The organism is Pseudomonas salmasensis, assembly GCF_014268375.2.
Taxonomy (GTDB): Bacteria; Pseudomonadota; Gammaproteobacteria; order Pseudomonadales; family Pseudomonadaceae; genus Aquipseudomonas; species Aquipseudomonas salmasensis.
On sequence record NZ_CP077083.1, the window covers coordinates 278,139 to 302,037 of the forward strand.

24 protein-coding genes are annotated in these 23,899 nt (G+C 61.9%); 16 read left to right on the forward strand and 8 right to left on the reverse strand.

What is annotated here, in order from left to right; genetic code table 11:
- Positions 1 to 138: 138 nt before the first annotated feature.
- The gene (locus HU731_RS01095) at positions 139 to 609 is read left to right on the forward strand and encodes a DUF1289 domain-containing protein (RefSeq protein ID WP_032892118.1); all 471 of its coding nucleotides are present in this window, start codon (positions 139 to 141) and stop codon (positions 607 to 609) included.
- 127 nt (positions 610 to 736) lie between these two features.
- On the opposite strand, the gene HU731_RS01100 is transcribed toward HU731_RS01095, so the two are convergent.
- A complete protein-coding gene (locus HU731_RS01100; protein WP_186606666.1) occupies positions 737 to 1,600 on the reverse strand; it encodes a universal stress protein UspL in 864 nt (287 codons plus the stop codon).
- 150 nt (positions 1,601 to 1,750) lie between these two features.
- Between HU731_RS01100 and HU731_RS01105 the strand changes: the two genes are divergently transcribed.
- Positions 1,751 to 2,353 carry a MiaE family protein gene (locus HU731_RS01105; protein ID WP_032892116.1) on the forward strand — a complete coding sequence of 201 codons (603 nt, stop codon included), beginning with the start codon at positions 1,751 to 1,753 and terminating at the stop codon, positions 2,351 to 2,353.
- On the opposite strand, the gene HU731_RS01110 is transcribed toward HU731_RS01105, so the two are convergent.
- Positions 2,309 to 3,508 (reverse strand): MFS transporter, encoded by a 1,200-nt coding sequence (locus tag HU731_RS01110; RefSeq protein WP_186606667.1) that lies wholly within the window; start codon positions 3,506 to 3,508, stop codon positions 2,309 to 2,311. The two genes, HU731_RS01105 and HU731_RS01110, sit on opposite strands and share 45 nt — an antisense overlap.
- Positions 3,509 to 3,664: 156 nt before the next feature.
- On the opposite strand from HU731_RS01110, the gene HU731_RS01115 reads away from it, so the two are divergent.
- Together HU731_RS01115 and HU731_RS01120 are read left to right on the forward strand one after the other, a co-directional pair.
- The gene (locus HU731_RS01115; protein WP_186606668.1) at positions 3,665 to 4,372 is read left to right on the forward strand and encodes a response regulator; all 708 of its coding nucleotides are present in this window, start codon (positions 3,665 to 3,667) and stop codon (positions 4,370 to 4,372) included.
- A complete protein-coding gene (locus tag HU731_RS01120; RefSeq protein ID WP_186606669.1) occupies positions 4,373 to 5,650 on the forward strand; it encodes an ATP-binding protein in 1,278 nt (425 codons plus the stop codon). It abuts the gene before it with no gap.
- Positions 5,651 to 5,867: 217 nt separating this feature from the next.
- Here HU731_RS01120 and HU731_RS01125 read toward each other — a convergent pair whose 3' ends face one another.
- Together HU731_RS01125 and HU731_RS01130 are read right to left on the reverse strand one after the other, a co-directional pair.
- Complete coding sequence (locus HU731_RS01125) at positions 5,868 to 6,356, reverse strand: GFA family protein (RefSeq protein WP_186606670.1); 489 nt, start codon at positions 6,354 to 6,356, stop codon at positions 5,868 to 5,870.
- Between the two features lie 33 nt (positions 6,357 to 6,389).
- On the reverse strand, positions 6,390 to 7,280 hold the full coding sequence (locus HU731_RS01130) for a LysR family transcriptional regulator (RefSeq protein WP_186606671.1): 891 nt from the start codon (positions 7,278 to 7,280) through the stop codon (positions 6,390 to 6,392).
- Between the two features lie 243 nt (positions 7,281 to 7,523).
- On the opposite strand from HU731_RS01130, the gene HU731_RS01135 reads away from it, so the two are divergent.
- The 8 genes from HU731_RS01135 (at position 7,524) to dctM (ending at position 16,179) form a co-directional block, all read left to right on the forward strand.
- Positions 7,524 to 8,342, forward strand: coding sequence for an HTD2 family dehydratase (locus HU731_RS01135; protein WP_186606672.1), 819 nt, complete (start codon positions 7,524 to 7,526; stop codon positions 8,340 to 8,342).
- 28 nt (positions 8,343 to 8,370) lie between these two features.
- A complete protein-coding gene (locus HU731_RS01140; RefSeq protein ID WP_056784890.1) occupies positions 8,371 to 9,534 on the forward strand; it encodes an acyl-CoA dehydrogenase family protein in 1,164 nt (387 codons plus the stop codon).
- A gap of 11 nt (positions 9,535 to 9,545) precedes the next feature.
- Positions 9,546 to 10,895 carry an MmgE/PrpD family protein gene (locus HU731_RS01145; RefSeq protein ID WP_186606673.1) on the forward strand — a complete coding sequence of 450 codons (1,350 nt, stop codon included), beginning with the start codon at positions 9,546 to 9,548 and terminating at the stop codon, positions 10,893 to 10,895.
- Between the two features lie 10 nt (positions 10,896 to 10,905).
- Positions 10,906 to 12,099, forward strand: coding sequence for a CaiB/BaiF CoA transferase family protein (locus HU731_RS01150; RefSeq protein WP_186606674.1), 1,194 nt, complete (start codon positions 10,906 to 10,908; stop codon positions 12,097 to 12,099).
- Positions 12,100 to 12,113: 14 nt separating this feature from the next.
- A complete protein-coding gene (locus HU731_RS01155; RefSeq protein ID WP_186606675.1) occupies positions 12,114 to 12,929 on the forward strand; it encodes an HpcH/HpaI aldolase/citrate lyase family protein in 816 nt (271 codons plus the stop codon).
- Between the two features lie 219 nt (positions 12,930 to 13,148).
- Positions 13,149 to 14,132: a TRAP transporter substrate-binding protein gene (locus HU731_RS01160; RefSeq protein WP_186606676.1), complete on the forward strand. Its 984-nt coding sequence runs from the start codon at positions 13,149 to 13,151 to the stop codon at positions 14,130 to 14,132.
- Positions 14,133 to 14,266: 134 nt separating this feature from the next.
- Entirely contained in the window at positions 14,267 to 14,899 is a 633-nt protein-coding gene (locus HU731_RS01165) for a TRAP transporter small permease (RefSeq protein WP_186606677.1), read from the forward strand.
- On the forward strand, positions 14,899 to 16,179 hold the full coding sequence (dctM, locus tag HU731_RS01170) for a C4-dicarboxylate TRAP transporter large permease protein DctM (protein ID WP_186606678.1): 1,281 nt from the start codon (positions 14,899 to 14,901) through the stop codon (positions 16,177 to 16,179). Before HU731_RS01165 ends, dctM begins: the two co-directional genes overlap by 1 nt.
- 47 nt (positions 16,180 to 16,226) lie before the next feature.
- Here dctM and HU731_RS01175 read toward each other — a convergent pair whose 3' ends face one another.
- Positions 16,227 to 17,861 carry a methyl-accepting chemotaxis protein gene (locus HU731_RS01175; RefSeq protein ID WP_003191044.1) on the reverse strand — a complete coding sequence of 545 codons (1,635 nt, stop codon included), beginning with the start codon at positions 17,859 to 17,861 and terminating at the stop codon, positions 16,227 to 16,229.
- Positions 17,862 to 18,087: 226 nt separating this feature from the next.
- Here HU731_RS01175 and HU731_RS01180 point away from each other — a divergent pair, with 226 nt between their 5' ends.
- Both HU731_RS01180 and HU731_RS01185 read left to right on the forward strand, forming a co-directional pair.
- Positions 18,088 to 18,918, forward strand: coding sequence for an undecaprenyl-diphosphate phosphatase (locus tag HU731_RS01180; RefSeq protein ID WP_034127341.1), 831 nt, complete (start codon positions 18,088 to 18,090; stop codon positions 18,916 to 18,918).
- Complete coding sequence (locus tag HU731_RS01185; RefSeq protein WP_186606679.1) at positions 18,915 to 19,298, forward strand: DUF1294 domain-containing protein; 384 nt, start codon at positions 18,915 to 18,917, stop codon at positions 19,296 to 19,298. The genes HU731_RS01180 and HU731_RS01185 overlap by 4 nt, the downstream gene beginning before the upstream one ends.
- On the opposite strand, the gene HU731_RS01190 is transcribed toward HU731_RS01185, so the two are convergent.
- Positions 19,287 to 19,643 (reverse strand): MmcQ/YjbR family DNA-binding protein, encoded by a 357-nt coding sequence (locus tag HU731_RS01190; protein WP_003191047.1) that lies wholly within the window; start codon positions 19,641 to 19,643, stop codon positions 19,287 to 19,289. The two genes, HU731_RS01185 and HU731_RS01190, sit on opposite strands and share 12 nt — an antisense overlap.
- Positions 19,640 to 20,548: a LysR substrate-binding domain-containing protein gene (locus tag HU731_RS01195; protein WP_186606680.1), complete on the reverse strand. Its 909-nt coding sequence runs from the start codon at positions 20,546 to 20,548 to the stop codon at positions 19,640 to 19,642. The genes HU731_RS01190 and HU731_RS01195 overlap by 4 nt, the downstream gene beginning before the upstream one ends.
- Before the next feature lie 125 nt (positions 20,549 to 20,673).
- Between HU731_RS01195 and HU731_RS01200 the strand changes: the two genes are divergently transcribed.
- Positions 20,674 to 21,285, forward strand: a complete 612-nt coding sequence (locus HU731_RS01200; protein WP_003191051.1) for an FMN-dependent NADH-azoreductase — start codon at positions 20,674 to 20,676, stop codon at positions 21,283 to 21,285.
- 191 nt (positions 21,286 to 21,476) lie between these two features.
- Positions 21,477 to 22,514 carry an alpha/beta hydrolase family protein gene (locus tag HU731_RS01205; protein ID WP_044273645.1) on the forward strand — a complete coding sequence of 346 codons (1,038 nt, stop codon included), beginning with the start codon at positions 21,477 to 21,479 and terminating at the stop codon, positions 22,512 to 22,514.
- Here the strand turns inward: HU731_RS01205 and HU731_RS01210 are convergent.
- Complete coding sequence (locus tag HU731_RS01210) at positions 22,508 to 23,680, reverse strand: MFS transporter (RefSeq protein ID WP_186606681.1); 1,173 nt, start codon at positions 23,678 to 23,680, stop codon at positions 22,508 to 22,510. The genes HU731_RS01205 and HU731_RS01210 overlap by 7 nt on opposite strands.
- Positions 23,681 to 23,899 lie beyond the last annotated feature (219 nt).

The following is a 23,899-nucleotide window of genomic DNA, read 5'->3' on the forward strand; positions in this document are numbered from 1 at the left end:
TTGGCGCCTTACAAGGCCGGGTGATTCTACGGCAAAAAAAATCTAAAGGTAAGTTGCCTGCTCAAGTTTGCTGGGTGATCAACCTTAGACAAAGGGCTAACATGGCGCACTGTTTCGCTGATTTGCGTGTTGTTGCCCATGCCCAACCAAACCATCAAGACCCCCTGCGTCGGCCTGTGTTCCACGGTCTACGGCGATCTCGTGTGCCGTGGATGCAAGCGCTTCCACCATGAAGTGATCCAGTGGAATGGCTATAACGAAGAAGAAAAACGCGCGGTCTGGCTCAGGCTTGAGCAGCTGTTGGTGCAGGTCATGGCCGGCAAAGTGGAGGTTTTCGACCCCAAGACCCTGCGCGGGCAGTTGGAGCAACGCAAGATTCGCTTTGTGCCGCACCAGTCCGAGTATTGCTGGGCCTACCAATTGATCGCCCGTGGGGCCCGGGTGATCAATAACCTGGAGGCTTATGGGATGGTGCTGTTGCCGGAGTTTCGCGACTGGGCGCTGCCGGAACTGCGCGATGCCATTGATCGCGAGTTTTTTATTTTGTCCGAGGCGCATTACCAGCGCTATATCGCGCCGGGGTTCTTGAAAGATGCGCTGGGTAACTGACCGACGAGGTCAATGTAGGAGCGAGCTTGCTCGCGAAAAACTTGAAGGCGCCGGGTTTATTCAGGAAACGCGCGTTATCGTTGACGTTTTTCGCGAGCAAGCTCGCTCCTACATTTGATCTTCGGTGTCAGGGCTTGGTCGCCAGCTCTTCCAGATGGTCCATGAGCGTCTGCGGCTTGAGCACCAGCACATCGCTTTCCACTGCGTCCAGCACCACCTCCGCCGTATTGCCGATCAACGCGCCGGAAATCCCCGTGCGTGCCACCGTGCCGATAATGGTCACCGCCGCCCGCAACTGATGGGCCATGTGCGGGATCAGCACATCGGCCGGGCCTTCCTTGATATGCAGGTGACTGTCGTCTACGTCGAATTCGGCCTGGAAGGCCTTGCATTGCTCGCGGTAGCGCGCCTCGATGGTTTCCGTGAGCTGAAAGGTCGGGTCGGCCGCCGACAGCATGGGTGACGGGTGAGCGCTGATGACATGCAATTTGGCCTTGGCCAGGCTGGCGATATCAAAGCCATGGTCGATGATCGAATGGTGCAGCGAGCGGTGTTCGGCATCGGTATTGCCCACGTCGATGGCCGCCAGGATCACGCCGCCCGCCCAGGGAGTAGCGGTCTTGACCAGCAACACTGGCGTTGGGCAATAGCGCAGCAACTTCCAGTCCGCCGGGGTCAGCAGGGCTTTTTTCAGCGGGCTGTCGGGGAAGTGCTGTTTGATCACCAGGCCACAGCCTTCGGCTTGCTGTACATCGATGATGGTTTCATGCAGGCTGTCGTTCCACGCTTGCTCGGTGGTGACGCTGTAGCCGTCGCCCGTCAAGCCTTCCTTGAGTACACTCAGCAGCGCCGAATGCTCGTGCTTCTTGTCACACACCAGCAAATGCAGGTGCGCGCCGGTCACCCCGGCAATCAGCTTGGCACGCTTGAGGGCCAGGCTTTCCGAATGCTCGGGCTCGATGACCACCAGGATGCTGCGGATGGCTTGCATGGTCGGGATCTCCAAAAAGGGCGGGCGTTGGATAACTATAGTTGCTTGCCGGCTGCCGTCATGTTGATACACATCAAGGCCGGTGGCTGGTGGTCTGCGGCGGGGTCGGTATAATCGCCGCCCTTTAGTGATCCTTTGCCCGTGAGCCCGATGAACCTGCCCGAAATCCATGAATTCCTCGGCTGCCGCACCCCCGATGCCTGGGTGCAGGCCGCGCTGGCCGATCAGGAAACCCTGCTGATCGACCACAAGAACTGTGAATTCAAAGCCGCCAGCACCGCCTTGAGCCTGATGGCCAAGTACTACGGCCACGTTGACCTGATCAACATGATGTCGCGCCTGGCCCGTGAAGAGTTGGTGCACCACGAGCAGGTCATGCGCCTGATGAAAAAGCGCAAGGTCGAGCTGCGTCAACTGCACGCTGGCCGTTATGCCTCGGGTTTGCGCAAGGTGGTGCGCAGCCATGAGCCGGTCAAGCTGGTGGATACCCTGGTGGTGGGCGCCTTTATCGAAGCGCGCAGTTGCGAGCGCTTCGAAGCGCTGGTGCCGCATTTGGACGAAGAACTCGGCAAGTTCTATTTCGGCTTGCTCAAAAGCGAGGCGCGGCACTTCCAGGGCTACTTGAAGCTGGCCTACCAGTACGGCGACGCCAAGGACATCGCCCAAGTGATCGAGCGGGTGCGGGCCACCGAGCAGGACCTGATCGAATCACCCGACGTCGAGTTCCGCTTTCACAGTGGCGTGCCAGCCTGAGGCCACGGCCACACCGATCAAGGCGGTGATCCCCGTCAGCAACAGGATCACCGTTGGCGTGCCCAGGGGCGCTGCCAGCACGGCAATCATCAAGCCTGCCAAGGGCTGGGCCAGGTTGTTGAGCAAGGTCATCACGCCGACTGTCTTGCCGAAGTCCTGCACCGGGATCACCCGTTGGCGGGTGCTGCGCAGGTACACGTTGAACATCTTGTCGAAGCCGGTTACCAGCAGGAAACCCACGGCATACGCCCACACGCCGGGGCTGAGCGCGGTGATCAGCGCGCCGACGGTGATCATCGAATACGACAGCCCGCCCAGTACCTTCAGCTTCAGTGATGAACGCGCCAGGTAGAACAGAATAGCAATGGTGACCAACGCCCCAGCGGCTTGCAGCAGGGCATAGGCGTCTTTGTCCACTGCGTAGTGGCCGGTGACTATGGCCGCCGAGGTGGCCAGCGTCACGCCGACTATCAGGTTCACACCGACCGCCAGGACGATGATGCGCTTCAACTCCACCCGCTTGAGGATATGACCAAAGGCGGTGCGCAGGGGTTGCAGCCAGATGCCCGGATGTTGTTCATGCAGGTGCAGGTCCACCGTGGTGTTGCGCTGCCAGATCAGCATCGCCAGGTCCGCCAGCACAAACAGCACGGCGACCCCCAGCACTACCCAAGGCCACGCCCAGACTTCCAGCACCAGCGCCGCCACCAACGGCCCGAGCACCAGCCCGCTCTGGTCGGCGATCTGCGAGTAGGACAAGGTCTTGGCGTAGGTGTACTGCCCGAAGACATGCGGCATCACCACTTCCCGCGCCATGATGCCCAGGGTGGTCAACACGCCGCACAACGCGGACAACATCACCAGCCAGTGGATACCGTCGAACAGCCCATACAATGCCATCGCCACCACGCAGGCCAAGGCCCGATACACCTGGCTGATATGCAGGATACGCACCGGGGAAAACCTGTCGCACAGCGCGCCGCACACCGGAAATGCCAGGTAACGCGGCAGCGATTCGACAAAGAATGCCAGCCCCGCCCACGACACGCTTTGAGTGGTCTGGAACACGATCAGCGGCACGATAAACAGCAAAACCTGGTCGGCCAGCCGTGACAAGAACAGCGAAATGAAGAACGCCAGGTAATCCTTGCGCATGGAACTCCCTGTCAATGGCGTTAAAAAGTGCGGGCTATTTGTTAAAAACTCTTAAAAGCATGAAGCTTCTTCACTGGGACGGGTCAGTCACAGCCGTCGGCCAGCTTGCCACCTATAATGGCCCCTTTTCAATCCGCGCATCCACACTGAGAACTTATGGAAAACCTGGGTATGGGCAAGGTCCTGCTCGTTGAGGACGATGAAAAGCTGGCAGGGCTGATCTCGCATTTTCTGTCGCAACATGGTTTCGAGGTGCGGGTGGTGCACCGGGGCGATGAAGCCCTGGCGGCGTTCCAGGATTTCAAGCCGAAGATCGTCGTGCTCGATCTGATGTTGCCGGGTCAGAGCGGGTTGCATGTCTGCCGCGAGATTCGCAACGTGTCGGACACGCCCATCGTGATCCTCACCGCCAAGGAAGATGACCTGGACCATATCCTAGGCCTTGAGTCCGGTGCTGACGATTACGTGATCAAGCCAATCAAACCCCCAGTGTTGCTGGCGCGCCTGCGTGCGCTGCAACGCCGCCAAGTGCCCGAACCCACGGTGCGCGGCGCCCTGGAGTTTGGCCGCTTGTCGATTGATCGCAGTTGCCGGGTAGTCCGCCTGGGCGGCGAAACCATTGACCTGACCACCATGGAGTTCGAGTTGCTGTGGTTGCTGGCCAGCAGCTCCGGCAAGATCCTCTCGCGCGATGACATCCTCAACCGCATGCGCGGCATAGCCTTTGATGGCCTGAACCGTAGCGTAGACGTATACATCAGCAAACTGCGCGGCAAGCTCAATGACAACCCTCGCGAACCAGTGTGCATCAAGACCATCTGGGGCAAGGGCTACCTGTTCAATCCGTTCGCGTGGGAGGTGTAGATGCTGCGCTTGTACCTGCGCCTCTATTTGATTCTCGCGATCGGCCTGGCCGGGTCGATCTGGCTGGTCAACTTTGGCCTGGACGCCTACATGCCCGAGTCCAACGAGACCTATAACCGTGAAGCCCTGCGTGGCCCGGCATGGGCCCTGGTGGAACAGCTGCGCCCTGTGCAGCCAGAGGCGCGCCAGGCCCGCCTGGACGAACTGCAACCGCATTACGGCTTGCGGCTTAAACTGGTGCAACGCGACAACCAGCAGTTGAGCGAGCGCGAGCAGAAACTCCTGGCGGCTGGCCAGGTGGTGGTGCGCGAAGACTTCATGAAATTCCTTGCGCCTATCGACGACGGCGCTCAATTACTCGAAATCAAATTGCCGGAAGAACCCAAGTGGTTGTACTTGTGGGCCTACGGCTTCCTGGGCGTGAGCCTGGCCATCGTCCTGTATTTCTGGGTGCGTCCACACTGGCGTGACCTGGAGCACATCCGCCTGGCGGCGCAACGTTTCGGTGACAACGACCTGGGCTCACGCATTCTGTTGCCCAGGCGCTCCACCGTGCGTTCCCTGGCCGGGCACTTCAACCAGATGGCCGAGCGCATCGAAGGCCTGATCGCCAACCAGCGCGAACTCACCAACGCGGTCTCCCACGAATTGCGCACGCCGATTGCGCGGCTGTCATTCGAGCTGGACCAGCTCAGGCAGCAGAGCGACCCACGGCAAAGCCGAGCGTTGATCAACGACATGTACGCCGACCTCGGTGAATTGGAAGAAATGGTCTCCGAACTGTTGACCTATGCCAGCCTTGAGCCAGGCGCTACCCAGGTCACCCGCGAGCGTATCGAGGCCCACAGTTGGCTCGACAGCGTGATTGGCAGCGTGGCCCTGGAGGCCGAGGCAGAAGGGGTGCAGTTGTCGCTGCGCACCTGCGAGGTGGACGTTATCCAGATCGAGCCACGCTTTATGGCACGGGCGGTGATCAACCTGCTGCGCAACGCCATTCGTTATGCCGACCGCCGTGTGGAAGTGTCGTTGGTCAAGTTTGGCAGCGGTTACGAAGTGCGGGTCAACGACGATGGGCCGGGGGTGCCGCTGGAGGGCCGCACCAAGATATTCGAACCCTTCCTGCGCCTTGACGCCAGCCGCGACCGCCGCACGGGCGGCTTTGGCTTGGGCCTGGCGCTGGTCAAGCGTGTCAGCCAGTGGCACGGCGGCCAAGTCGAAGTGCTGGATTCGGAGTGGGGCGGGGCGTCGTTTCGGATGACGTGGGCCTATGCCGAGTAAGAGGGCTTGCCCCAATGCCATCCTGTAGGAGCGAGCTCGCTCGCGAAAAACTCAGAGGCGCCGCGTTTATCCAGAAAACCCGCGTTATCGTTGAAGTTTTTCGCGAGCAAGCTCGCTCCTACAGAGGGCAAGGCAGATTATCCAGAGGTGGGAGCTGGCTTGCCTGCGATGACTGCCTGACAGCCAACCCGCATGGCGGATCAGGCCGAGTACCTGCCTAACGAACCAGCCCCAGCCGTTCATGCCAATCGGCAATAGACTCTTGCGGGTAGTCGTCGAACTGCAAGTCGCCCTTGAACGCGTTGATTTCCACCCACGGCGCCTTCGACCCCAGCATGAGGTGCGTGTGCTGCGGCGGCACTGGCAGTGGCGTGTCGATGGCTGAGGCAAATGGGTGGATCAGTGCTGGCCACTCCGGGCTGAAGAGCCACAGGCCGCTGCCGCATTGGGAGCAGAAGTGCCGCTCGGCGGTGCTCGCATGGGCACGGCTGGCGCCGTCGGGCTTGAGCTTGGCGTGGTAGATGGAAATCTGCTTGCGCCCACGTAACTTTAAACTCTTGGCATCGCCGCCCAGGTTTATCGCATAACCGCCGCCGCCCTGGGTCTTGCGGCAAATCGAGCAGTAGCAACGCTGGTAGGGATAGGGGTGAGCGCTGGTCAGGCTGAATGTCACGGCGCCGCAATGGCACGAACCTTCGAGTTGCATGGAGCGTCTCCTCTGGCAAGGTGACACTCAAGCTTAGGCGTTATTCGGCATCAACGTGGCGATCAGCGCGCGAATGGTCCCCGGCAGCGCTTCCAGCTCGCGTACCAGGATGCTGCGCTCGCGAATCGCCCAGGGCTCGTCCAGTTTCACCGTCACCAGTTGCATGGTGCGGCTGTGGCGCAGGGCGGCGGACTCGGGAATGATACCGATGCCTACGCCGGCCTCGACCATGCGGCAGATCGCCTCGAAGCTCGAGACCTGAATACGCAGCGACAACTGCTTGCCAAGGCGCTCGACGTGTTCGCGCAGGAAACTCAACAACGTGCTGCCTTCGTGCAGGCCGATATGCTGATACGCCAGGGTTTGCTCAAGGGTGACCGAAGGCTGGTCGGCCAACGGATGCCCGACGGGTACCATCAGCACCAGTTCATCGGTGCTGAAATGCAGCACTTGCAAGCCAGAGGCTTCTACGGGGCCGGCAATGATACCCATGTCACTGGTGCCATCGAGCACACCGCGCACGATGTCCCGTGACAGGCGTTCCTGCAGGTCGACGGTGACGCCGGGGCGCTGTGACAGAAAGCCTGCCAGAACCTCCGGCAAAAATTCGGTGACCGCCGTGGTGTTGGCGAAGATACGGATATGCCCGGCCGAATCCACGCCGTATTGGGTGAACTCGCTTTTGAGGTAATCCACCTGGCGCATGATCAACCGCGCATGGTGCAACAGGCGCTCGCCTGCCGGGGTGATCTCCACGCCCCGGCTGTCGCGGTACAACAGGCGCGTGTCGAGCTGGCCTTCCAGGGCCTTGATCCGCGCACTGGCGGCAGCCGGCGACAGGAAGGCGCGCTTGGCACCCTGGGTAAGGCTGGGGGATTCGGCGATATGGATAAACAGGCGCAGGTCGGCGAGATCGAAGTGCATGCAAGGCTCCCGAAGAACAGGTTTCCTGTGGGAGCTGGCTTGCCTGCGATAGCGGTGTGTCAGTGAGCATCTTCGTCACTGACACGCCGCTATCGCAGGCAAGCCAGCTCCCACATTGGTTCACGGTGTGGCTGTAAGCGTTCAGCATAACCGAACGCTGGTTTATTGAAATGCAAATTCTCAGAACGGGCAGGCCCTTGCATGATCCACGGCAGACACCCACTGCCTGAGGACCTGCACCCGATGAGCGCTACTGATTGGATCGGCCGAAGTGAGACCGCCCACGACCACCTGAGCCATAACCTGCTCAAGCGTATCGCCGCCACGTTCGGTGAGGCGGTGCCCGCCGATGGCGACGCGGTGCCTGCGTTGTGGCAATGGTGCTTTTTCCAGGACCCGTTGCCCGAATCGGCCCTGGGCAGCGACGGCCACCCGGCACGCGGCGGGTTCCTGCCACCGGCCGATAACCGCAATCGCATGTGGGCCGGTGGGCGTCTTGAGTTTTTGCACCCGCTGCGGGCTGGCGAGGCGGCCACGCGTGTGTCGACCATCACCCAGGTCGAAGAAAAGACCGGGCGCACCGGTTCACTGTTATTTGTCACCGTGCGCCATGACTATTCCCAGGACGGGCGCCTGGCCATCCGCGAGGAGCAGGACATCGTCTACCGCGAACCCACGCCACCCAAAGCGGGCAGCGGCGACGCACTGGCCCAAGGCGAATGGACAGAGGCCGTCGAGCCGACGCCGACCCTGTTGTTCCGCTACAGCGCCGTCACGTTCAACGGCCACCGCATCCATTACGACTACCCCTATGTCACCGGCACCGAAGGCTATGCCGGCCTGGTGGTGCATGGCCCGCTGATCGCCACCTTGAACCTGCGCGCGTTCTGCCGGGCGCACCCCGAAGCGACCCTGCGCCGTTTTGCCTATCGCGGCGTGCGCCCACTGATTGCGCCGCAGCCGTTTGAGGTCGGCGGGCGCATCACCGCAACCGGCGTCGCAGACCTCTGGGCCGGCAACGCTCAAGGCCTGGCGCAAACCGCCCAGGTGCATTTCGAATAACCCCATAACAACAGGCGGAGAGCCGTTAATGAATGCCCATGACAACGAAGAACTCACTGCCATCCGCGACGGCGTGCGCGCCTTGTGCGCCGAGTTCGATGCCGCTTACTGGCGCAAGATCGACGAAGAAAAAGGCTTCCCCGAAGCCTTCGTCAAGGCCCTGACCGACGCCGGTTGGCTGTCGGCAATGATCCCCGAGGAATACGGCGGTTCGGGCTTGGGCCTGGCCGAAGCCTCGGTGATCCTTGAGGAAGTCAACCGCTGCGGCGGCAACTCGGGCACCGTGCATGGCCAGATGTACAACATGTTCACCCTGCTGCGTCACGGCAGCGAGGCGCAAAAACGCTTCTACTTGCCCAAGCTGGCCAGCGGTGAATTGCGCCTGCAGTCGATGGCCGTCACCGAACCCACTACCGGCACCGACACCACCAAGATCAAGACTACGGCGATCAAACGCGGCGACAAGTACGTGATCAACGGCCAGAAAGTCTGGATCTCACGGGTGCAGCATTCCGACCTGATGATCCTGCTGGCACGCACCACGCCCTTGGCCCAAGTGCAGAAAAAATCCGAAGGCATGTCGATCTTCCTGGTGGACCTGCGCCAGGCCATCGGCAACGGTCTGACCGTGCAGCCCATTGCCAATATGGTCAACCACGAGACTAACGAGCTGTTCTTCGACAACCTGGAGCTGCCCCTGGACAGCCTGATTGGCGAGGAGGGCAAGGGTTTCAAATACATCCTCGATGGCCTGAATGCCGAGCGCACCCTGATTGCCGCCGAGTGCATCGGTGACGGCCGCTGGTTTATTGAAAAGGCCAGCGCCTATGCCCGCGACCGCGTGGTGTTTGGCCGGCCCATCGGGCAGAACCAGGGCGTGCAGTTCCCGATTGCCGAGGCGCATATCGAGATTGAAGCGGCGGACCTGATGCGCTGGCGCGCCTGTGAGGAATACGACAGCGGCAAGAACGCCGGGGCCAGTGCCAACATGGCCAAGTACCTGGCGGCGAAGGCGTCCTGGGAAGCGGCCAACGCCTGCCTGCAAACCCACGGCGGCTTTGGGTTTGCCTGCGAGTACGACGTGGAACGCAAATTCCGCGAGACCCGCCTGTACCAGGTGGCGCCGATTTCCACCAACCTGATCCTGTCCTACGTGGCCGAGCATTTGCTCGAACTGCCGCGCAGTTTCTGAGGGCCTTGAGCATGCATCATACCCAAGCCCTGTGCCGGTTCCTGGCCGAGCTGACTTACGCGCAGTTGCCCGAGCACGTACTGGCGCGCACCGAAGAGCTGTACCTGGATTGGCTCGCGTCCGCCTTGGCCAGCCAGGGCGCGCACCCGATTCCCCTGTTTGAACGCTACGCGCAGAAGATGGGCCCGAGCAGCGGCCCGGCCCAGGTGATCGTCAACGGCGCCAGCACCAGCGCGTATTTTGCCGCACTGGTCAACGCTGCCTCCTCGCATTTGGTGGAGCAGGATGACCTGCACAACAGCTCGGTGCTGCACCCAGCCACTGTGGTATTTCCCGCCGCATTGGCCGCTGCCCAGGACCTCGGCAAGTCCGGCCGTGAATTGTTGCTGGCCTCCGCGGCCGGCTACGAGGCGGGGATTCGCATCGGTGAGTTCATGGGCCGTTCCCACTACCGCATCTTCCACACCACGGCCACGGTCGGCACCCTGGCGGCAGCGGTCGCGGTGGGCAAGTTGCTGGACTTCAACGAGGAACAGTTCATCAACCTGCTCGGTAGCGCCGGCACCCAGGCCGCCGGGCTCTGGGAGTTTCTGCGCGATGCCGCCGACTCCAAGCAACTGCACACGGCCAAGGCCGCAGCGGACGGCTTGCTCGCGGCTTACCTGACGGCCGATGGGCTGACCGGCGCGCGCAATATCCTTGAAGGTGACCAGGGTTTGGCGGCCGGTATGTCCAGTGATGCCGAGCCGGGCAAATTGTCTGCCGGCCTGGGCAGGCGTTGGGCGCTGGTGGAAACCTCGTTCAAATTCCACGCCTCCTGCCGTCACACCCATCCCGCTGCTGATGCGTTATTGGACGTGATGCAGCGCGAGGGTTTGAGCGCTGCGCAGATCTCCCAGGTGCAAACCCACGTGCACCAAGGCGCCATTGACGTACTCGGCCGAGTGACGGTGCCGGCCACCGTGCACCAGGCCAAATTTTCCATGGGCACGGTGCTCGGCCTGATCGCCGTGCATGGCAAGGCCGGGTTGCCTGAATTCCATGACCTGGCGTTGACCGATCCTGCGGTCGCGGCGTTTCGCGACAAGGTCAGCATGAGCCTGGACCCCGAAGTCGACAGCGCCTACCCGCAACGCTGGCTGGGCCGCGTCACCGTCACCACCACCGATGGCCGCACGCTGCACGGTGCGATTGATGAACCCAAGGGCGACCCGGGTAACACCCTGAGCCGCGCCGAGCTGGCGGACAAGTTCCAGCGCCTGGCCCACTTCAGCGGCGCCCGCACCCCAGCCCAGGCCAACCGCCTGATCGAGCAGGTATGGAACCTGCGCACTACCGCGTCCATGGCCCATTGGCTTTGAGGAATTTGTGATGACTGAACAACGACCGCTGGACGGCATCACCGTCGTCAGCCTGGAACACGCGATTGCGGCGCCATTTTGCACACGCCAACTGGCTGACCTGGGTGCCCGGGTCATCAAGGTGGAGCGCCCCGGCACCGGCGACTTCGCCCGTGGCTATGACGAGCGGGTGCGGGGCCTGGCGTCGCATTTCGTCTGGACCAACCGCTCCAAGGAAAGCCTGACCCTGGACCTCAAGCAGGACGAGGCGGGCGCCATTCTGGATGCGCTGCTGGCCGACGCCGATGTGCTGGTGCAGAACCTTGCCCCCGGCGCGGCGGCGCGCATGGGCTTGTCGTTCGAGGCGCTGCACGCGCGCTTTCCACGGCTGATCGTCTGCGATATTTCCGGCTACGGCGAAGGCGGGCCCTACGAGAAAAAGAAAGCCTACGACCTGTTGATCCAGAGCGAAGGCGGCTTCCTCTCGGTGACCGGCGGCCCAGGTGAAGAACAGATGGCCAAGGCCGGTTGCTCCATCGCGGATATCTCCGCCGGCATGTACGCCTACAGCGGCATTCTGTCGGCGCTGCTGCTGCGCGGCAAAACCGGCCAGGGCAGCCGCATCGATGTGAGCATGCTCGAAAGCCTGGTGGAGTGGATGGGCTACCCGATGTACTACGCCTTCGACGGTGCGCCACCGCCACCGCGTGCGGGTGCCGCGCATTCGACGATTTACCCCTACGGGCCGTTTCCCACCGGGGGCGGCGGCACCGTGATGCTCGGCTTGCAGAACGAGCGCGAATGGGCGGCGTTCTGCGACAAGGTGCTGCTCACCCCAGCGCTGGCCACGGACGAGCGCTTCAGCGCCAACTTCAAGCGCTCGGCCAACCGCGAGGTGCTGCGCCAGATCATCGTCGAGCGCTTTGCCCCACTGGACGTCGAGGCGGTGATCCAGCGCCTGGAAGACGCGCAGATTGCCAGTGCCCGGGTCAACGACATGCAAGGCGTGTGGGACCACCCGCAACTCAAGGCCCGCGACCGCTGGCGCGAAGTCGACAGCCCGGCGGGGCCGTTGCCGTCGCTGCTGCCACCGGCGCGTAACGCCGCGTTTACCCCGCGCATGGACGGCGTGCCGGCGCTGGGGCAACACAGCCAAGGCATCCTCGACCAGTTGGGTTACTCCGTTGAGGCCATTAACAGCCTGCGCGAGCGCGGCGTTATCTAATCAGGAATCAAACGATGCGAAAGCCTTTAGTACGTTCTGCGCTGTTTGTGCCGGGCAGCCGCCCGGAGCGGTTTGCCAAGGCCCTGGCCAGCGGCGCCGACGCAGTGATTGTGGATTTTGAAGACGCGGTGGAAGAACCGCTCAAACGTCAGGCCCGGGATCATCTGGGGGCATTCCTGCACGCCCATCCCGAGGCTCACGTGTGGGTGCGCATCAACGCCCCGCAACATGCCGAGCATTTTGAGGACGTGGCGTTCTGCAAGGCCCATGCAAATGTGGCGGGGGTGTTGCTGCCCAAGGTCGAAAGTGCGGCCCAGGTGGCGGTGGTGGCCGCGACCGGCAAAGGTATCTGGCCGATTATCGAAAGCGCACGGGGTTTGCTGGCACTGGCAGAGATTGCCCAGGCGCCCCAGGTGGAGCGCCTGTCGTTCGGCGGCTTGGACCTGGCGCTGGACCTGAACCTGAGCAGTCACTCCCGTGCCGCCGAATTGGCCCTCGACCAGGCGCGCCTGGCGCTGATCGTGCATTCGCGCGCCGCGGGCCTGGCGGCGCCGCTGGACGGCGTGCACCCGGCCATCGACGACCCCGAGGGCTTGCACCGCTCGATCCGGCATGCTTATGAAATGGGCTTTGCCGGGGCGTTGTGCATTCATCCCAAGCAAGTGGCGGTGATCCACGCCGCGCTGGCGCCGAGCGCCGAAGAGCTGGCCTGGGCCAGGCGCGTGGTGGAGGCGGGCGCCCACGGGGCAGGGGCTTATCAGATTGACGGGCAGATGGTGGATGCGCCGGTACTGCTGCGCGCGCAACGGCTGCTGGCCGCGCAACTGTAACTGACAAAACCGGGAACAAAAGGTGGGAGCTGGCTTGCCTGCGATAGCGGTAGAACAGTCAATGTTTGTGTTGCCTGACACACCGCTATCGCAGGCAAGCCAGCTCCCACACTGGACGCGTTCGTCCTGGCCGAACGCAGGTATCTAAAATTCGAAATTCACGACACGCGTTACATCAGGCACCTTGCCTTACAACACAACAATAAGAAGGTGATTCCCATGCTCAAGCTTTCCCGGGCGCTGCTGTGCGCCGCCACCTTGTTTACCGCTGGCCTGGCCCAGGCGGCAGACCCGATTGTGATCAAGTTCGCCCACGTGGTTGCCGAAAACACCCCTAAAGGCCAGGGCGCATTGTTGTTCAAAAAACTCGCGCAAGAGCGCCTGCCTGGCAAGGTCAAGGTCGAGGTGTACCCCAACTCCTCGCTGTTTGGCGATGGCAAGGAAATGGAAGCGCTGCTGCTGGGCGACGTGCAAATGCTCGCGCCGTCCCTGGCCAAGTTCGAGCATTACACTAAGCAAGTGCAGATCTACGACTTGCCGTTCCTGTTCAACGACCTGGCCGCCGTCGACCGTTTCCAGGCCGCTGAGGGCAAGCAACTGCTGACCTCGATGCAAGATAAGAACATCCTCGGCCTGGCCTATTGGCACAACGGTCTCAAGCAACTGTCTGCCAACAAGGCCCTGCATGAACCCAAGGACGCCCGTGGCCTGAAGTTCCGCGTGCAGGCTTCCAGTGTGCTCGAAGAACAGTTCAAGGCGATCCGCGCCAACCCACGCAAGATGAGCTTTGCCGAGGTTTACCAGGGCCTGCAGACCGGCACCGTGAATGGCACCGAGAACACCTGGTCGAATTATGAAAGCCAGAAGGTCAACGAAGTGCAGAAGTACTTCACCGAGTCCAACCATGGCCTGATCGACTACATGGTGATCACCAACGCAAAATTCTGGAACGGCCTGGCGCCGGATGTGCGCAGCACCCTGGAGCAGATCATGGCCGAGGTCACCGTGGAGGTGAACAAGCAGGCCGAGGCGCTGAACCAGTCGGCCAAGCAAAAGATCGTCGACGCCAAGACCAGCGAAATCATCGAACTGACCCCCGCGCAACGTGCGCTGTGGCGCGAAGCCATGCGCCCGGTGTGGCAGAAGTTCGAGGGCGAGATTGGGGCTGACCTGATCAAGGCGGCGGACGCTTCCAACCAGTAATCCTGTTCACTCCTCTGTAGGAGCGAGCTTGCTCGCGAAAAACGCGTAGGCAACGCGTTTACTCAGGATGCCAGCGTTATCGTTGACGTCCTTCGCGAGCGAGCTCGCTCCTACACAGTTCGCGAGGTTTTGCCATGCAAACGCTAAGGCGCGTCTGGGAGCATCTGGAGGAAGGCTTCATTGCGTTCCTGCTGGCCGCCATGACCCTGGTGACATTCGTCTACGTCATGCTCAACAACGTCTACACCCTGTTTTTTACCCTGGCCGACAAATGGGCCTGGAGCAGCCCCTTCTTCAATGCCCTGGGCGACGGCACCATGACCTGGGCCCAAGAGATGACCTGGAGCGTGGCGCTGACCAAGGCCATGTTCGGCTGGTTGATTTTCTTCGGCATTTCCTACGGCGTGCGCACCGCAGGCCACCTGGGCGTGGACGCGCTGGTGCGGCTCACCCGGCGCCCGGTGCAACGCCTGCTCGGCATGCTCGCATGCCTGTGCTGCCTGGCCTATGCCGGGCTGTTCATGGTGGCCAGCTACAAGTGGGTGAGTGCGGTGATGACCGCGCATATCGGCGCCGAAGACCTCGACCAGTTCGGCATCGATGTCGGCGACATCGTGGTGATCGTGCCCATTGGTTTTGCCTTGGTCTTGATCCGTTACCTGGAAATTTTCTACCGCATCTTTACCCACCGCCAGGTCGGGTTGGGGTTGGCCGACGAGGCCGGTGAGGCCAGCAAGTTGGCCGGCAGCCATGAGGAGCGTCACTGATGGCCGTGCTCTGTCTGTTTCTGCTGTTGTTCGTGTTCATGTTCCTGGGCGTGCCGATTGCGATTGCCCTGGGGCTCTCCGGTGCGGTGTCGATCCTGATGTTCAGCCAGGACTCGGTGAGTTCCCTGGCGATCAAGCTGTTTGAAACCAGCGACGCCTACACCTTCCTGGCGATTCCGTTTTTCCTGTTGTCCGGTGCCTTTATGACCACCGGCGGCGTGGCCCAGCGGCTGATCGACTTTGCCAACGCCTGTGTCGGGCATATCCGCGGTGGCCTGGCGATTGCGGCGGTGCTGGCGTGCATGCTGTTTGCGGCGCTGTCCGGCTCGTCACCCGCCACGGTGGCGGCGGTGGGCTCGATTGCCGTGGCGGGCATGGTGCGTTCCGGTTACCCCAAGGAATTTGGTGCGGGCATCATCTGCAACGCCGGGACCTTGGGCATCCTGATCCCGCCGTCGATCGTGATGGTGGTGTATTCGGCGGCGACCGAAACCTCGGTGGGCAAGCTGTTTATGGCCGGGGTGATTCCAGGCTTGTTACTGGGCCTGATGTTGATGATTGCGATCTACATCGTCGCCCGCATCAAGAAGCTGCCGGCGCAACCCCGGGCGACGTTCCGTGAGTGGCTGGGCTGTGCACGCAGGGCGTTCTGGGGGCTGTTGCTGCTGGTGATCATCCTTGGGGGCATTTACAGCGGCATGTTCACCCCGACCGAAGCGGCGGCGGTGGCGGCGGTGTATTCGGCGTTTGTCGCGCTGTTCGTCTACAAGGACATGAAGCTGCGCGACTGCCCCAAAGTGCTGCTGGAATCCGGGCGGTTGTCGATCATGCTGATGTTTATCATCGCCAACGCCATGTTGTTTGCCCACGTGCTGACCACCGAGCAGATCCCCCAGCAAATTACTGCCTGGGTGATCTCCGAAGGGCTGACGCCGATTGGCTTTTTGATCATGGTCAACGTGGTGTTGCTGATTGCCGGCAGCTTTATGGAGCCTTCGGCCATTGTGCTGATCCTGGCGCCGATCTTTTTCCCGATTGCGATGAAGCTCGGGATTGACCCGATTCATCTGGGGATCGTGATGGTGGTGAACATGGAAATCGGCCTAGTGCACCCACCGGTGGGGCTGAACCTGTTCGTGACCTCGGCGGTGACGGGGCTGACCCTGGGGCAGACTATTCGCGCCGCGATGCCGTGGCTGATGATTCTGTTGGTGTTCCTGATCATGGTCACCTACCTGCCGTTCATTTCCCTCGCGTTGCCGCAGTGGCTGGGGATGTGAGGCCGCTGGACGGTGGGAGAGGGCAGCCCTCCCACCGTTGAGGGGCGTCAGACCTTGAACTGACGCAAAAGCCCATCCAGCTGTTCACTCAAGCCACGCAACTGCGCACTCGCCACGCTCGATTGCTCCGCCGCCAGCGCGGTGCTGTGGGACAGCCCGGCGGCTTGGGTGACGTTCTGGTTGATGTCTTCCACCACATGGGCCTGTTGCAGGGTGGCGCTGGCAATCGAGGCGTTCAGGCCGTTGAGGTTGTGCAGCGCCTGGCCGATGGCGGTGAGGCTTGCGCCCGCCTGGCCGGCTTGTTCAATAGTCAGTTGCGAGGCGCTGTGGCTGTCGCTGATCACCTTGACCGCCGCTTCCGAGTGGCCTTGCAGGCGCTCGATCATTACCTGGATCTCGGCGGTGGATTTCTGCGTGCGCTGGGCCAGCAGGCGCACCTCATCGGCGACCACCGCAAACCCACGGCCTTGCTCACCGGCGCGGGCGGCTTCGATGGCGGCGTTGAGGGCGAGCAGGTTGGTCTGGTCGGCGATGGAGCGGATCACTTCCAATACGCCGCCGATCTGCGTGCTTTCGCTGGAGAGCGTGCGGATCACCTCAACAGCCTGGCTGATGGTGGTGGAGAGCTGGTCGATCTGCTGCAAGCTGCCGTCGATATTGACCTGGCCTTGCTGTGCCTGGGCCTGGGCATCGCGCATTTCGCTGGCGGCGTGCTCGGCATTCTTGGCCACGTCTTGCACGCCGTAGGTGACTTCGTTGATGGCGGTGGCCACCAGTTCCATCTGCTGCGACTGCTGCTGGCTGCGGTCATGGGCCTGGCTGGCGTTGTGGCCCAGCTCGGTGGACGACTGGCCCAGGGCGTTCGCGCACACCTGCAACTGGCCGACCACCTGGCGCAGCTTGGCGGTGAAGCTGTTGAAGTGCTGGGCCAGTTGCGTTAATTCGTCACGGCCGTGGGTGTCGAGGCTGTGGGTCAGGTCGCTTTCGCCGCTGGCGATATTGCCCATGGCATTCACCGCCGCCTGCAACGGCTGCACGATGCTGCGGGCAATCAGCACCACCAGCACGGCCATCATCAACGCAATGCCCAGGCCAATGGCCGAGGCTTTCCACACCTGGCCCCTGAATTCGGCCTGCACATCGTCCACGTAGACGCCGGAGCCGATAATCCAGCCCCAGGGTTCGAACAGTTGGATGTACGAGGTTTTCTCTACCGGCGCTTCGGCGCCGGGCTTCGGCCAGCGGTAGTTGACGATGCCGGCGCCCTTGGCCTTGGCCAGGCTCACGAATTCGTTGAACACGGCAAAACCGTCCGGGTCGCGAATCGCCGAAAGGTTCTGGCCGTCGAGCTTGGGGTTGGCCGCGTGCATGATCATCACGGGGGTGAGGTCGTTGATCCAGAAGTAATCATCGTGGTCATAACGCAGGCCGCGCACCGCGCTCAAGGCCTGTTGTTGCGCGGCGTCGCGGGTCAGTACACCGGTTTTCTCCAGGTTCTGGTAATAGCTGAGTACGCCACTGGCGGTCTGTACCACATGCTGGGTTTGCTGGCGCTTGGCCTGGTAGAGGTCGCCGTGGATCTGGTTGAGCATCAACAGCCCCAAGGCCAGCAGCATCAACACGGCGACTATCAGGATCAGCCAAAGGCGGCGGCTGATCGACATGCTGCGCAAACTGTTCATCGTCCTGTCACTCCCTGCTCTTTATAATTGTGGTGCTGCTTCGAGATTTCCGGCGTGTCTGATAGGCTTTCGGCCCGGAATCGAAAAACCTGAGTACTGCCTGATTTTTCACGGATTTTTTGCAGACCGGCGTTGAGAATCAACCGCGGGCGCTTGTGTGCGCTCGTCGTCAGTGAACTTAAAAAAGACTAAGAGGCATGCCACGCGCATGACCTTTGGAGACAGCATGGATTTTTGGACCGCCATACAGGCATTGATTCTCGGCATCGTCGAGGGGCTTACGGAGTTCTTGCCGATCTCCAGCACCGGCCACCAGATCATCGTCGCCGACCTGATCAATTTTGGCGGCGAGCGTTTCGAAGCCTTCAATATCATCATCCAGCTGGGCGCGATCCTGGCGGTAGTCTGGGAGTTTCGCCGCAAGATCTTTGACGTGGTCATCGGCCTGCCGACCCAGCCCCAAGCCCGGCGCTTCACGGTCAACCTGATCATTGCCGTATTGCCGGCGGTGGTACTCGGGGTGATCTTCGCCGACTTGATCAAGCACTACCTGTTCAACCCGATCACCGTGGCCACGGCGCTGGTGGTGGGGGGCGTGATCATGTTGTGGGCTGAACGCCGCCAACATGCGGTGCGGGCTGAGACCGTCGATGACATCACCTGGAAAGACGCCCTGAAGGTCGGCCTGGCTCAGTGCCTGGCCATGATCCCCGGCACCTCGCGCTCTGGTGCGACGATCATCGGCGGGCTGTTGTTCGGCCTGTCACGCAAGACCGCCACCGAGTTCTCGTTCTTTCTGGCGATGCCGACCATGGTCGGTGCGGCGGTGTACTCGGGCTATAAATACCGTGACCTGTTCCAGCCCGCAGACCTGCCGGTGTTCGCCATTGGCTTTGTCACCTCGTTCATCTTCGCGATGATCGCGGTCAAGGCCCTGCTCAAGTTCATCGCCAGCCACAGCTATGCGGCGTTTGCCTGGTACCGGATTGCCTTCGGCCTGGTGATCCTGGCGACCTGGCAATTCGGCTGGATCGACTGGACTGCGGTCAAGCCATGAGCATCCAGCATCCACGCCTGAAGGCGCTGATCTTTGTGCTGCTGTGTGCCGCGCCGCTGCTGGGCTCGGCCTTGCTGTGGTATCGCGGCGAAACGGTCATCCCATTGATGGCTTACGGCGTGGTCAGTGTGGTGGCGTTCTTCCTGTACTGGAGCGATAAGCGCAAAGCACAGACTGAAGGCTGGCGCACCCCGGAAAACATCCTGCATGCGGTGGAGCTGGCCGGCGGTTGGCCGGGGGCGTTGATCGGCCAGCAGGTGTTCCGGCACAAGACGCGCAAGGTGTCTTACCAGGTGCTGTTCTGGGTGATTGTGCTGTTGCACCAGGTGTTCTGGCTGGACCAGTTGTTCTTGGGCGGCACCTTGCTGTCAATCCTCTAGCCGCAAGCCAATCTGCGTGCGCTTGGGCAGCTTGCTCACCACTAACTGGTGGGAGCGCTGCAACAAGCCACGCAGTTCCTCAGCGCCCAAAGGGTAGGGCGTGTTCATGATGACCCACTGCGCCCTCGCCAGGTAAGGCGCCGGGTGAATGCCCGGCCGGTCGACGTGGCCCAGGAACAGCTCCTTGTCGACCTTGAAGGCCAGCGATTCACCGCGCAGGTTCTGCAAGGCGAACATCTTGTTGCCGGCAATCGAAAACACCCGCACGCCGCCCCATTTATAGTCTTCCCGTGCGCCTGGCAGGCTCAGGCAGAAACCTGCGACTTGTTCTTCTGTCATGCTCATAACAGCCGATCTCCACAGCCTTTGAAGCCTTCTTCCAGGTAGTCGATCCAGGCCCGGATGGCCGGCAGCACGCCGCGCCGGTGCGGGTAGACCGCCTGCAGCCAGCCGCCTGGCAATGACCACTCCGGTAGCAATTGCACCAGCCGGCCGCTGGCCAGTTCTTCTTCGCAGTACATCATCGGCAGTATCGTAAAGCCCACCCCCATGATGGCGCTGGCCTTGCGCACGATGAAGTCCTCGATGCCCAGGCGCGCTTCCATCACCAACTCATGGGTATTGCCCTGGGGGTCGATGATGCGTTGATGCACCATTCGGTCTGCCTCAAGTGCGCCGAGTATGGGCAGTTGCTTGAGGTCTTCCAGGGTTTCGACCTGCCGCTCACGCATGAGCGCGGGGCTGGCCACCAGCACGGTATGCGCCCGGCGCAGGCGTTTGGTCACCAGCAACGGGTCCTCATCGCCGTGTTCGCGCACGCGCAGTGCCACGTCAATGCCTTCGGCTACCAGGTCGACGCGGCGGTTTACCAGGGTCATGTCCAACTGCACCAACGGGTGGGCGGCCAGAAAACCTGCGACCAACTCCGGCAGGATGTGTTGGGCCAGCCCCACCGGGCAACTGACCCGCAGCCGCCCACGCGGCTCGCTGGACATGCTGGCCACGGCCTCGTCAGCCATTTCCGCTTCCAGCAGCATGGCCTGGCAATGGCGCAAGTAGCGCTCGCCCACGGCGGTGAGGGTCAGTTGCCGGGTGGTGCGTTGCAGCAGGCGTGCGCCCAGGCGGTCTTCCAGTTCGGCAATGCGCCGTGACAGCCTGGATTTGGGAATCCCGAGTAGCCGGCCAGCCGCAGCAAAACCGCCGGCTTCGACGACTTTGGCGAAATAGTAGAGGTCGTTGAGGTCTTGCATGGTGGGCCTATTGTCCTGTCAGTGGGACAAACTATCGCATTTAAGCTGGCTTATCGACCATTGGTTTCATGCGTAGCATCACCACCATCTGATCGCCACTGTCGATCCCACCTCGGAGATCCATCATGAAACTGTTGCACATCGATTCCAGCATCCTCGGCGACAACTCGGCCTCCCGTCAGCTCAGCGCCGGTGTGGTCAAGGCATGGCAAGCCGCGCAGCCGGGTGTGGAAGTGACCTACCGCGACCTCGCCAGCGAAGGCATCAACCATTTCTCCGGCGCTACCTTGGGCGCATTGGGTACTGCTGCCGAACTGCGCGATGCGGCGCAAAAGCACGAGGCTGAACTGAGTGCATCGTCGCTGGCTGAATTCCTCGCCGCCGATGCTGTGGTAGTCGGTGCGCCGATGTACAACTTCACCATTCCCACCCAACTGAAAGCCTGGATCGACCGCATCGCGGTAGCCGGCCAGACCTTCCGTTACACCGAAGCCGGCCCTGAAGGCCTGTGCGGCAACAAGAAGGTCATTATTGTCTCCACTGCCGGTGGCCTGCATGCCGACCAGGCTTCGGGCGCTGCCCACGAAGGCTACTTGAAGCTGCTGTTCGGTTTCCTCGGCATCACCGACATCGAGATTGTCCGCGCCGAAGGCCTGGCCTATGGTGATGAAGTGCGCAGCAAGGCCATGAGCGACGCCAACGTGCGCATCAACGAGCAACTGTTCGCCGCTGCGTAAGGCTTATGTAAATTTGCTCTGTCCTCGGTTTCATTCTGAAACCGAGCGCCTAAACTCTGTATTCTGATCGCCTGAGCGCGAGCGGAGTACGGAGTTTTTTCGTTGTGGCCCAGGTTATGCAGACATCCATTCGATACCCTGGACTTTTTATTCGACAGGCCGGTTCTTGTGCAGCAAAGGTGGACATCCCCATGATGCGTCTTTGTGCTGTTTTGGTTCTTTCCCTGATTGGCGGCCTGGTTTCAGTGCACGCCGCGCCGGCACCGCACCCCCATTGGAGCGTGGGGTTTCATCGCATGAGTTTTCTCGACCCGCTGGATGCGCAGCCGATGAAAGCCATCGCGTTCTACCCCTCTACCGATGCCGAGCGCTCCACTGCGCTGGGCGCCTACCATGTGGCGGCCAGCGAAGATGCCAAGGTGGCGATCGGGCGATTCCCAATGCTGATGTTGTCCCATGGCAACACCGGCACGCCGCTGGCCCTGCATGACCTGGCCACCGCCTTGGCACGCAAGGGCTTTGTGGTGGTGGCGGTGCTGCATCCCGGGGACAACTACAAAGACCACAGCCGCCTGGGCACCGTGAGCAATTTGTATGGTCGGCCGATCCAGATCTCCCAGGCGATCACCGCCGCCCTGGCCGAGCCGATGCTGTCGCCCTTTGTGGATATCGATCAGATCGGCGTCATCGGTTATTCCGCCGGTGGCGAGACGGCATTGATCCTGGCCGGCGCCAAGCCTGATTTCGAACGTCTGCGCCGCTACTGCCAAGAGCGCCCCGAAGATCGCGACGCGTGCACCACCAAGGGCGAACTGGTGGTCGACCGCGACGATTTGCAACCCCAGGCGGACCCGCGCATCCATGCCTTGATGCTGATGGCGCCGCTGAGCTTGATGTTTGGCCGCCACACCCTGGCCGACGTGCATGTGCCGGTGCTGCTCTACAGTGGCGATGGCGACCAGTTGGTGGCCGTGGACAAGAACGCCGCCGCCCTGGCGCGCAAGTTGCCGCAGCCACCGGATTTCAAACTGTTGGCCGGGGCCGGGCACTTCGTGTTCATGGCGCCGTGTGACAGTGACCAACTGGCGAGCATGCCGGCCATTTGCACAGATGCCGATGGCGTCGATCGCGAAGGTATCCACCGTGATCTGGTCTCCGAGGCCGGGCGTTTTTTCAGCCATACCCTGGGTGAGGCGACCCGCGCCGGCTTGCAGACCGCTGATCAGTAGGCACGGCGTCTGAGCAGTACGGTCAGGCCGAGCGCGCTGACCGACAGCAACGCCGCGCAGAAGAAGATCCAGCCATAGCCGAGGTTCAACGCCACGGCGCCCATCAACGGCCCGGCAATCGCCAGGGCCAGGTCGAAAAACACCGCATAGGCACTCAGCCCCGCGCCGCGGCTGCTGTCTGGCACTTGCTTGATGGCTTCCACGCCGAGCGCCGGGTACACCAGTGACAAGCCAAAGCCGGTCAACCCGGCGCCGATCAAGGCCACGCCGGTAGACGGCGCCAGCCACAACAGCGTCAGGCCCAGGGTTTCGATGAGCATGCAGGCGATGGCGGCGGTGAACCCGCCAAACCGGCTGATGGCTGAGATAAACACCAGGCGCGAGAGAATAAAGCACACGCCAAACACCGTCAGGCAATACGCCGCGCCGGCCCAACCACGATTGAGGTAATACAGGGTGATAAAGGTCGTCAGCGTGCCGTAGCCAATCGAAGCCAGGCACAGGCTGGCGCCGAACGGCGCGATACGCCCGAACACCGCCCAGAACGGCAGCCGCTCGCCACGCACCACTGGCACCGAGGGTTTATTGCGGATCAGCACCAGGCCCAACGCCGCCAGCACCGCGAGGGCAATACCGAGGCTGGTGTAGCCGTAGTCAGCCACCATCACCACGCCAAGGGGCGCACCAATGGCAATGGCGCCATAGGAGGCGATGCCATTCCAGGAAATCGAGCGAGCGGTGTGCTCAGCGCCCACGGCGCCCATGCACCAACTGATGGTCCCCACGCCAATCAGGCCCTGGGCCACGCCGAGCAGCAGGCGACCGGCGATCAGAATGCCCAGGCTCACGCTCGGCAGGCTTTCGACCAGCGTGGCAATAAAGGTCAGTACACCGCTGATCAGAATGCCGGCCAGGCCCAGCACGATCGCGCGCTTGGTACCGACGTTATCCGACATCCGCCCAGCCATCGGGCGGCTGAGCAGCGTGGCCAGGTACTGCGAACCGATGGTCACCCCGGCCACCACGGCGCTGAAGCCCAGTTGTTCATGCACATAGCCTGGAATCACCGCAATCGGCAGGCCGATGCAGATGAAGGCAATGAAGGTATAGAAGACGATGGAAACGATCTGCAGGGTGATCGACAGGGAGGAGGGGGCGGCAGGCATGAATACTCAATCGCTGGCGGGCGGTAAAGCATCATTGCATATCCCGCATTACTGTAGGAGCGAGCTTGCTCGCGAAGAACGTCAACGATAACGCGGGTTGCCTGATTCTGGGCGGCGTCCTCAGGTTTTTCGCGAGCAAGCTCGCTCCTACAGTAGTAGAGCGTATGCAAAAAAGCCCTGTCACAGGGACAGGGCTTTTGCTTGCAGCTCAGTGCTGTT